Annotated in this window: 6 protein-coding genes and 2 pseudogenes; 5 read left to right on the plus strand and 3 right to left on the minus strand. The window is 53.9% G+C overall.

The window, feature by feature from the left end; translation table 11 throughout:
* Positions 1-34: 34 nt before the first annotated feature.
* Together NKH49_RS26080 and NKH49_RS26085 are read left to right on the plus strand one after the other, a co-directional pair.
* Positions 35-2,983, plus strand: coding sequence for a hypothetical protein (locus tag NKH49_RS26080; protein WP_352928526.1), 2,949 nt, complete (start codon positions 35-37; stop codon positions 2,981-2,983).
* Between the two features lie 326 nt (positions 2,984-3,309).
* Positions 3,310-4,950, plus strand: a pseudogene (locus NKH49_RS26085) (DUF6119 family protein).
* A gap of 420 nt (positions 4,951-5,370) precedes the next feature.
* On the opposite strand, the gene NKH49_RS26090 reads toward NKH49_RS26085, so the two are convergent.
* Both NKH49_RS26090 and NKH49_RS26095 read right to left on the minus strand, forming a co-directional pair.
* A complete protein-coding gene (locus tag NKH49_RS26090; RefSeq protein ID WP_352821015.1) occupies positions 5,371-6,249 on the minus strand; it encodes a hypothetical protein in 879 nt (292 codons plus the stop codon).
* A 318-nt stretch (positions 6,250-6,567) separates the two neighbouring features.
* The gene (locus NKH49_RS26095) at positions 6,568-7,380 is read right to left on the minus strand and encodes a pentapeptide repeat-containing protein (RefSeq protein ID WP_352928528.1); all 813 of its coding nucleotides are present in this window, start codon (positions 7,378-7,380) and stop codon (positions 6,568-6,570) included.
* Positions 7,381-7,654: 274 nt separating this feature from the next.
* Here NKH49_RS26095 and NKH49_RS26100 point away from each other — a divergent pair, with 274 nt between their 5' ends.
* Together NKH49_RS26100 and NKH49_RS26105 are read left to right on the plus strand one after the other, a co-directional pair.
* Positions 7,655-8,002 carry a hypothetical protein gene (locus NKH49_RS26100; RefSeq protein ID WP_352639890.1) on the plus strand — a complete coding sequence of 116 codons (348 nt, stop codon included), beginning with the start codon at positions 7,655-7,657 and terminating at the stop codon, positions 8,000-8,002.
* Positions 7,999-8,472, plus strand: coding sequence for a hypothetical protein (locus NKH49_RS26105; protein WP_352821006.1), 474 nt, complete (start codon positions 7,999-8,001; stop codon positions 8,470-8,472). The genes NKH49_RS26100 and NKH49_RS26105 overlap by 4 nt, the downstream gene beginning before the upstream one ends.
* Positions 8,473-8,556: 84 nt before the next feature.
* Here the strand turns inward: NKH49_RS26105 and NKH49_RS26110 are convergent, their stop codons facing one another.
* The gene (locus NKH49_RS26110; RefSeq protein ID WP_352639894.1) at positions 8,557-8,775 is read right to left on the minus strand and encodes a hypothetical protein; all 219 of its coding nucleotides are present in this window, start codon (positions 8,773-8,775) and stop codon (positions 8,557-8,559) included.
* Positions 8,776-8,921: 146 nt separating this feature from the next.
* On the opposite strand from NKH49_RS26110, the pseudogene NKH49_RS26115 reads away from it, so the two are divergent.
* Positions 8,922-9,835 (plus strand): annotated as a pseudogene (locus NKH49_RS26115) (IS3 family transposase); the annotation flags it as partial.
* Positions 9,836-9,982 lie beyond the last annotated feature (147 nt).

Below are 9,982 nucleotides of genomic sequence, written 5' to 3' on the forward strand. Positions count from 1 at the left end.
ATGGTCGAAGCTGATCTTGCGAGGGTACGCAGACTTGGCAAATAATAGGTACACGTTACGTCGTTATTTGCGCTTTCAGTTAGAGCAAATGAGCGCGCTCAATCAGCAACACCAATTTGAAGAGTTGTCTTTCGAGCTTGCACGCCAACGAATCTGTCGACGAATCCTTCCTGCGACCGGCCCAGTCCAAGCCGGCGGCGATCAGGGTCGCGACGCGGAGACTTTTCGGAGTTATCTCGGAGCGTCTGAGATTGGCGCAGCCACTCGGATTGGAATAGTCGATCGCAAGACATTGGTTTTCGCTTGCACGCTGGACAAAAAGCTTCCCGCTAAAATCAAGAGCGATCTAGTCACCATTTGTGGCAGCGGGACAAAGCCAGACGCAGTCTACTATTTCGCGACTCCCGATCTGGCAGTTGCAAAGCGGCATGAACTCCAAGCTTTCGGCAATCGCAAGTATGGAATCCATCTCGAAATATTTGACGGGCAGGCGATTGCTGATCAACTAAGCGATCCCGACACTTTCTGGATCGCCGAGGAGTTTCTTTCCGTTCCCGCCGACATGTTCCCGGAGGTCCAAGGTGACGCGGAGTATCAGGCGCTTCGGGAACGGTGGTTCGATGGAAGCAGGCAGATCTCGAATTTTACAGACTTCCTAGAGGTCAAGCGCGGGTTGAGATGCGCGACATTCGAGGAACCTCTGAAGGTTGACCTTGGCCGCTGGATGGATCTCATCCATCCGATCCTCGACATGGTTCCGACACGCCTTGCTCGCAAGGCACTGTACGAAATCGCCGTTGCGCAATTGCGGGGTCGGAAGACCCTCGACCCGGCTCGTTGGGCGGTCGACCGCTTCTTCGAAACCATCGAAAGTGATCTCGATAGCGACGATGTGCAGGACATCGTCCTTCTCGCCTCCTATGCCATGACCGCTCATCATACCGGTGATTTCTCCGGCGGGCTTGAGTTGGTGCAGAAATGGCGGAGCCAAGCAGATCAGGCCTTGTCAGCGGCATTGTCGAGCAAATTGTCAGACGCTTCGCGATATCAACTGCTCTTGATTGCTCGGCAGATTGCGCCTGATCGATCTTCAAAAGATCCCGAGCTTTTTAGTGAGATGGTGCTCCCGCCGTGGGAAGAGGCTGTAGAGATCGCCGAACGCTCCCCTTTTGCCGACATAGACACGCTAAACGACATGATGCAGATTTATCTTCCCTTCATCGGCAGTCTGCCTCGCTATCAGCGCCTAGCCGATCGGATTGACGATGTCGTTGAAAAGCGTCGCGGCAAGACAGCTCGTGCCGAGCAGGGCCGCGAACGTGCGATGATCCATGCCACACATAATCAGTATGTTGCCGCAATCGATCAACTGCAGCGGGCGAAGGAAGGATGGTTTCATGCGGCGACGATGGACGGTTCGGTCCTCGCTATGCTGCAGCTGTCCGATTTCTATTCGCGGTTATGGCTGCCACTCGCAGCGCGCTACTATGCGGCTGCCGCCCTCAAATACGCTATCCTTGCGAAGGACGAGGAACTGCGTTCACTCATCGGTCGTGCCGCGCTTGAAATCAGCGCAACCTACCTAATGGCCGGTGAAGGATTGAGCTTCATCCATTCCGTGGGTCGGGCAGCTCAAATCCATATTGCGCATACCCGTGATGGTGAAAATCTTGAGCGGCATTCGGAATTCGCCGCCCGTCTGGCTGAAGCCGCAAAAGTCTATGCCCTACTTCGCCATATACTGCCTGACCAGTTGCAACAGATAGAGGCCGCGCTTGAAGGGTGGCCTATCGATCCGGCATACGCGAATAGCCTGCGCACACTAGCATTCAAGCCACCCTGGGCGTCTATGTCGAGGTCGGAAATCGAGGAACGGCTCGCCGAGGACATAGGCCAAGGACTTACCTACGATCTCGGTCCGGAACTCCGCTATCGATGGAACGCCCTCGGAATCACCTGGACCATTCGGGCCGCAAGCTCAGCCCGCGCCATCGCAGAATGGATAGGGGCTGCTTTCCAAATTGCCATCGTCGACTTGGCCGATGAGGATCTCGCCTTACTGCCGTCTTCGGTAGATATCGAAATCACGACGTCCGGTCTGCTCAAGCCCAAATTAGAGGCGGTGCCGGACAATGCGCAGATGCGCTACCGCTTGACTGTCCCCAACTCCATCACGCTCGGTGACGAAGCAAGCTTCACTCTCATGCTTCTCGCCGAAATTCTCGGCAATGCATCGGCATTGCCCAGCGGAGACTTTCTGAAGGTGGTCGAGCGCAAGATCGATCGCGGCCTCCTCAACAACGCTTTTTGGGTTCACCCTGTGTCGCGGCTATTTGGAGATGTGCGTGACCTGCTCGTCGGCAAGGATGTCGTCCTATCAGGGATTTCAGCACCTATGGACGCGCCTGCGCCCGATCCAAGGATCGGTGATGAACTCGCCTGGCTGAGCGATGACGGTCCAACCTACACAACCGCCCGTGCTTATCAGGCTCTCTCCAACCGATATCGAAGAATGACGCCTGTTGTCGCGGCCAATCTAAAAGCCCTACGGGCCCATCCTGCCGCAATGGCTTTGCTTGAGGAATTACATGATGAGGGTCTACTCGATTGGCAGATATATCAGGTGATATTCAACTTTGTACTTCAGCACGCTATTGAGGCCGAAGTCGGATATCAGGTCATGGCGAACGGGTCGCCCGATATCACGCAGCGGCTTGTCAAAGAATTCGAAAATGGAAAGACGCCGGCTATCAACCTGGATGAATTTACCCGCGAGACCGTCAAAAGCGTGCGTTGGGTAGGCCTCTTTGCTGCGATGCCAGGCTGGCAATTGTCCAATCATCGGTCGACTCCCGATATGGAGGCCACGCGACGCTTTCTAGCAGTCCGCTACCATCATTTCGAGGATGACATCGATCATCCCAGTTTGTTCGATTGGCCACCTGTTCCTGGCCGCCGAGTCCTAGAACCGCCTGCTGCCTAGGCCAACACATCACAGGACTACGGGTCCAATCGCAACTTCTCTCAAAAGTGCCCAGAGGTCGCCCCTCCCTCGATGCAGTGGGTCACCGACGCGACGCCGTTGCCGTCCCTAATAGCGTCGGAAACTGATTCCCGTTATCCCTTGGACCCAAGCGTAATTGCGTTCACCGGGCCCTGTCGCGAAGAAGAAGCTCAGAGGGCCGAGACAGCAAACAGAGTTGACTCACGAGAACCGGTTGGCAGGCCAACGCGCTATCGGCTAGAGCAGGCGATCTCCGAATAGTAAACAGGATCGCGTCGGTGTATAGTCTGCCCGGAGGGGATACTATGCCAAAGACCAAGACTTTTGCACTTTACCTAGTGAAGAACGATGTTGAGACTTTTGATGACGTTCTTACCGAGACCGCCAAAGATCGCCTTGAGGCGGGAGATGCGATCGTAAAGGACTCCACTGACCTCGGCGAAAAGGCCCGCGCGTTCATCTTCGACAACATTCCTAGGCCGCCACAATGGCTCGCAGATTTGAATGATGTATTCTCCGGGTTGCCGAGCATCAAGAACAAGTCGTCGTCTGCAATCGTGGCATTCGAGCACGGGAGCCGAATTTTCTTGGTGCCTTTTGCCCATGGTTGGCAGTACATCGATGACACAACAATCGAAATGGACTTCGGACTTATGGTCGTTATCAATTCACTGAGCGACGACAGGGTGAAACGGATTGATAGAAGTAATCTGGGGGAAGCAATCAAGGGTGTCTCTCAGTCGGCTTTTCAGAGAGATTTGCGAGCATTCGGCATCGACGAGGCGCTTGATCTAGTCCGGCGGATCACCGGTCGTACAGACAGCACTGATGATTTCGCTGACAACCTTGCCGGCGCGACCGCTCTAAAAGTTACTCGTGAAATGACCCTTTCGGAGATGGCCGATGTCGCCGAAGAAGCTCTGATAAGATTTCATTGCGATGCCTACAAGAAAACCAGCTTCCAGATCATCGACAAGGTGCGCCCAATCCTAAATTAACTGCTTCTAGCTAAGTTGGACACGAAGGCGGTCGAAGTTATCAAATCGGACCAAGATAACTTCGAGCTATCGATGCCTGGCTGGTCTGAAGAGGACGTTGTATACTACGGGTTTAGTGGTCTTCACTTACAGAGGCGCTTCGCAGATCTTCTTATGGAGAACTGCCGTGCGGAACTGGGCAGCGACATCACCTCGTTGGATGTCGAATCGATCAAGTCCAAGCACGGTGTATTCGCGGAGTTCGCTAATGACGCGATTGGCAAACAGCGATGGAGCATCAAGAAGGCGCTGATAGGCTCGCTCGTTGTCGAAGGAGGATTGTATGCGATCAGCGAAGGCGAGTGGTATAGGGTCGATCAGCAGTTCAAGAATGATGTCGATAGTACGTTCCAAACACTCATTAAAAAATGGACCAGCGCTCCGCTTAAGATGATCAAGAAGATCTCAGCGAATGGCAAAAAGACGGGATTTGAAACTGAGCTTGAATATAACAAGCGATGCGCTGCAGCCTACGGGCAAGTATGTCTGGATCAAGAAATATTGCAGGTTCCCTCTGTCCCCTACGGCAAATTCGAAGCGTGCGATTTGCTTGACATCGGCAACAAGCGATTGATCCATGTCAAGAAAAGCTCACGCCAGTCCAGCGTCTTAAGCCATTTTTTCAAACAGGGCAGCAACTCGGCAAGAATCCTTAAGGCATATCCGGAAGCGAGAGAGGTGCTGATCAACAAGGTTCAAACCGTCGCCGGCAAAGTATCGGCTGATGCCCTGAAAGCGAGCCTCGGAGATTCGCTTGCCGGCCGGGCGGTCGAGTTTCATGTGGTGGATGCGCCGCGCCCCGATGGTTCATTCCAAATTCCATTTTTCAGCCGGATCACGCTTCGAGATGAAGCGCGCACCTTGAAGGGAATGACATTCGGGGTTGCGCTTAGGTTTATCGCCACGTGAACGCTTTGGCGCCGCGGGTAGCACCGTCGTTCATATTCAAGTTTCACGCCAGCGCGTTCCAAGCCTTGGCTATTTTGGTGTCTGACTGGATGGCGCGCCAAAAGGCTCCTGCTGTCCTAAATCGACCGCGCTGTGGCCGTGACAACGGTCCCCCGCCGCCACTCGCCCGGCCGCTGAATGCAGGCGACCGGTAACGGCCAACAGTAAAAACAAGCACTTACCTTTAAAGGCGCGTTACTCCTGCGTCGCGCGCAAGAGAGCGCAGTTCGGCTGGAGGCATCAGACAGAAAGTTCGAAAAGCTTCCAGGAACCCCAGCCATTCTATCTTTATTGAACAAAATCAATGCTTACAGGAAATTCATTTTTTTAATGTAAGGTATTCTAGGGCACCTTTTTAGGCCGCAATCGCGAGTGCGCGGTTCAACGAACTGGCCCTGCCAAGAGGTCCGATCTGGCGATTCTTTTGTCTATGCGCGCTAGCTCGCAAAACGACCTGACGGCGTCTTCAAACCATATAGGGGATGCTGGCGAAACATATATGCCCAGGATCAGTTCTGATAAATCACACCGGACAGCCTTGCCGGGCGCGGGATCAATTTTGTCGCGCTCAGCTTTTGGTCGCTCTCCTTTCATGACGCGCAATGTCCCGTTCAACGGAAATAGGACATCCATCTCGCTGTCAGAAAAGTCCCAAATGAGGAGCCTCATCTCTTTTTCATGCCCGAAGCTTAGACGTTTGTGTAAAGCCGGAATGAACCCATTGGACATGTCTAAAGTTTCTGATTCATAGTCTATGTAATCGACGCTCCCGGCGAATATCTCTTCCTTGGTTGCGTTGAATGCTTTTGCTATAGAATTAATATCACTGGTCACCGCAATCCCAAACTGCCTCTCCCCATAAATGTGCCACATCGAAGCAGACTCATAACTCGAAATATGCCAGCAATTAATATAATTTTCTTTTCGAGCATTATATGCTTCATCAACCTCATTATCTAACAACGCTTTGTATGCTTTAATATCGCTATTGATATCTCCACCTTTGCCGATGAAACTTCCTCGTTTTATGTCGTTTAATTTTTTTTGTGGAACGTCGGCTTCGTTGTTCCACTGGCGATGGGCATAATTTCCGGCTGGCAATATTCCCTCATATGGATCATCCACGCTCAGAGTGTGCATGTTAGAAAACCAAAGAGTTTTCGTTGTAATCATTGAGGCGAATTTCGGGAAATTTATATATCGCCATAGAACCTGTTCCTTTGCCGGCCTTCTAAAGGCCGAATGTTCCGCTAGTGGCATTTTTCTCCCCTTCGTGGCGGCGCTTCATCCCTAGTCGTTGTCGCCACTCTTCTTAGCGAAATCTTTCACGACTTCGATCAACTTCGCCCCACCAAAAGTGGCCATGCTCATCAACGCTGCGTAAGTTGCAGGCGCTCCGCAGAGTGTTAAAAACGACATGCTCACACCAATAAATGCCAGTTCGCCAAATTCCCGCGACCATGCCCTTGTTTTCGCTCGCCCAACTCTCTATCCGATCTCTAATTGCAGTGACAATTTCGCGAGCCGACGAATAGTCGCCACTACCGGGGTTCTTGCCGGCTTGTTCGATAGCTTCAGCTAACGATCAAGAGACTTTGCTAATTCCTCTAAAAAGTTTGTAAGCCCTTCGAAGCGAGCGAGATCGTCGGGCCTGTTTGGGCGCGAAGACTGCATTTCCTCTAACTCTTCCCGCACCGCAGCAGAGAGCATGGCTGCCATAAGAGCGAAACCTTTCGGCGCTTCGGCTAGCCGGATCTCGATCGTTCTTGCAAGGTCGCCAGAATTGCCCTTGCGGTTGGAGGTGTTGGCATCCGGAGAACTGTCCGATCTTAAGTCGTCCTCCTTATCTTCACTGCTCTCTTTTTCGCTGGGAGCCGCAGCTGCAGTCGCTCCGTCTTTTCGAACAAGCTTACCGCCAGAATAGTTATATCTGCTAAAAACGGGATACCTAGATGTGCTCCTGAGAATTTCTACATTATCAAATCGTGTTTGCTCATCGTATGTCACATTGTCAAATTTTATGTCCTCTCCAAATATTCCTCCGATAAAGTCAGCTCCGCTAATGTTTGCTGAACTAAAGTCAACGCGTGATCCTCTAAAACCTATTTTTGCGTTTCTCAAATTGGAATTATTAAGTTTCACGGCTACCATCACCGCAGGAAAGACGACACCGGAAAGGTCAGCGTTACAAAAATCGGCGCCAACGATAGAGGCACTACTTAGATTAGCTCCGGATAGATTGGCATCTTTCGCCCTTATCCTATCGAGTTTTGTACCAGAGAAATCAGCCCCTGAAAGATCCCTCCCGGTAAGGTCGGCGTTTCTAAGATCCGTTCTGCTTAGGTCTTTAGCTCCGCTTCTAACGAGTTCCAAATCGATTTCGTCAGCCATTTCGTCCCCCACTACCCGTAGCGATTCCCCAACGAGAATATCTATCAGGGGTCAAATGAAATAGGGGCAAATCCAAGCCCTACCGCGCGAGCGGCGGGCTTCTGGTCGGTCGGCGCTGGCGGCACATATTTGCACCCCTCTAATCTCTTAGGCTCGCCCGCACGCTAAGCGGGCCAAGGTCCAACACTCTTTGCCATGGTTCGCTTCGGTGCCATGCACCACGCGCTTTCCCGTCTGCCCGGTCCATCCTTGGATCGAACATGACGCCGCTGAAATGGTCACGGAACGCTTCGGCCGATGCAAGATCGGCGAAGCAATGAAGCCGGAAAAGCTCTTCCCTGCCATTCGACCAGATCGCCGTCGCGTGCCTGATCAGGAAGGCAAGGCCGCGCTGGTGGCAAAAATCCCTGATCAGCGTGAAGGTCCGATCGACACAAGGACCGTCAAGCAGCGCGAGCTGATAGGGCCACTCACGATCGATTCTTGTCGGCGATGGGCCGCCACTACGCCTCACCATGGGCACGATAAGAACAAACCAGGAACCACTGAGGTCAAGCTCCTTGCACGGAGGGAGGCGGCTCGGCTACTGAAAGAACTGTGGGTTTTGGAGGGACTAATATGACCGCTGACTTTTTTGCCCGAGCGCTGAAGCAAGTGTTTCTTGACGAGTATGGGCACTTTGCCGACAAGCGTCAGAAGAATCTAGACACCGCATCACGATTTATTGTCGATGATCGGAACGAGGGAGACTATGACGCGCGGAACAAACTGTTCGGATGGTTTTGTCAAATCACGGCTGATGTAAAGACCCGCGACCGTGTGGACCTCTCGATTGGCAGCCAAGTGCCAAAGAGTCCTGCGGTAGAGGCTTGGTTGAAAGCGAACACAAGTCCAGGATCGTATGGGTTCCCCGCGATCGTGATCAACCGTGGGGACCAATCAAAGCTGCTGGAATTGGCGGCCGCGATAAAGGCAATCACGGCAAGGGGTGCACCCCGCTATGAAGTGAAGGCCTATAAATTCGTTTGCCCGCGCACGGCCGACTCCCTAAAGCGAGTCAAAATTGTATTAGACAAAGCGTGGAATGCCTAACGGGGCGCGACAAAGGATAGGGAAGCGGGCACTGGACACCCTAAGAGAAGAGAAATGCGGAGTAAAAATGCCCCGCCATTCTTGTCAGTGTCCGACAGGTTTGATCCTGCATCGCCTGAAAAGCTCTGCGATCAAATCATTGATGATCACTGTGCCGGCATCGCCGGACGCCGGTTTGGCGGTCGATCGTTTGTCACCGTTGCCTTGGACATGGATCATGTCGTTTTGCTCGTATACTTCGAATGAGTAGGACTCACCGTTAAGCGTGCGGTGTTGGTCTTTGTATTCGGTGCGCTTCCCCATCACGCCGTCTTGCCATCATCAGCCTGAACGCTAGCCGGCCAGATCCAAGCGGCCATGAGTGCATCCACGAATTGGTAGGGCTTGACCTTGCCCCTCTGATCTAATCCGGTTTGAAGTTCGTTCTGGCCCATCGAGAGGACCAGGACATGAAACGTAGCCGCTTCTCTGAAGAGCAGATTATCGGACTTTTGAAGGAACATGAGGCCGGGGTATCGGTTGCCGATCTGTGCCGCAAGCACGGGGTCAGCGACGCCTCGATTTAAAACTGGAAGGCCCGCTTCGGCGGGATGGATGTCTCCGAGGCTCGGCGACTGGAGGCTCTGGAGGACGAGAACACGCGGCTGAAGCGGCTTCTGGCCGACGCCATGCTCGACAATGCCGCGTTGAAGGATCTTGTGGGAAAGAAATGGTGACGCCCGCGGCCAAGCGGAAAGCTGTCGCTCGCCTGAAGGAAGGCTTCGGGATGAGCGAACGGCGGGCGTGTAAAGCCATCGGCTGTTGCCGCATGACGGCTCGCTACGAGACCAGCAGGCCGGACGACCGCGAGCTTCGCGAGCGGATGAAGGCGATCGCGCAGGAGCGTCGCCGGTTCGGCTACCGGCGTCTTCTCGTGATGCTGAGGCGGGAGGGCCTGGTCGTGAACCACAAGAAGCTGTTCCGGCTCTATCGGGAGGAGAAGCTCGCCGTTCGCCGCCGTGGCGGCCGCAAACGGGCGATCGGGACCAGGGCGCCGATGGTGGTGCCGCTGAGGCCCGACGAGCGCTGGTCGCTCGACTTCGTATCGGACCAGCTCACAGACGGGCGCCGCTTCCGCATCCTGGCCGTCGTCGACGACTGCACGAGAGAGTGCCTGGCACTCATCATTGAGACGTCTCTCTCGGGCATGCGGGTTGCCCGCGAATTGGACCGGCTCATCACCGAGCGCGGCCGGCCGAGAATGATCGTCAGCGACAATGGCAGCGAGTTCACCTCGAACGCCATCCTCTCCTGGGCGGATCAGAACCGCGTCGAATGGCATTACATTGCGCCCGGCAAGCCGATGCAGACGGATGTTGTAGAATAGCCCGTTCTTCTCATTCGGCGGCTTTTTCCACAGCCTTCTGCCTTTCCGGCCTCGTTCGCCATCGGGAAGTCGCTGCTGCATAGGCAGCTTCCGCCTTCTCGACGCGGGATCGTTCTTCGGCGCGCTTGGCCGGGATGTTGTAGT

Source organism: Mesorhizobium sp. M1088 (genome assembly GCF_040318575.1).
GTDB lineage: Bacteria > Pseudomonadota > Alphaproteobacteria > Rhizobiales > Rhizobiaceae > Mesorhizobium.

What these genes read in the sequence shown, in the direction of transcription:
- NKH49_RS26095 (WP_352928528.1), bottom strand. Translation starts at nt 7,380, where the DNA reads ATGGCTGACGAAATCGATTTGGAACTCGTTAGAAGCGGAGCTAAAGAC.
- NKH49_RS26100 (WP_352639890.1), top strand. Translation starts at nt 7,655, where the DNA reads ATGGTCACGGAACGCTTCGGCCGATGCAAGATCGGCGAAGCAATGAAG.
- NKH49_RS26105 (WP_352821006.1), top strand. Translation starts at nt 7,999, where the DNA reads ATGACCGCTGACTTTTTTGCCCGAGCGCTGAAGCAAGTGTTTCTTGAC.
- NKH49_RS26090 (WP_352821015.1), bottom strand. Translation starts at nt 6,249, where the DNA reads ATGCCACTAGCGGAACATTCGGCCTTTAGAAGGCCGGCAAAGGAACAG.
- NKH49_RS26110 (WP_352639894.1), bottom strand. Translation starts at nt 8,775, where the DNA reads ATGGGGAAGCGCACCGAATACAAAGACCAACACCGCACGCTTAACGGT.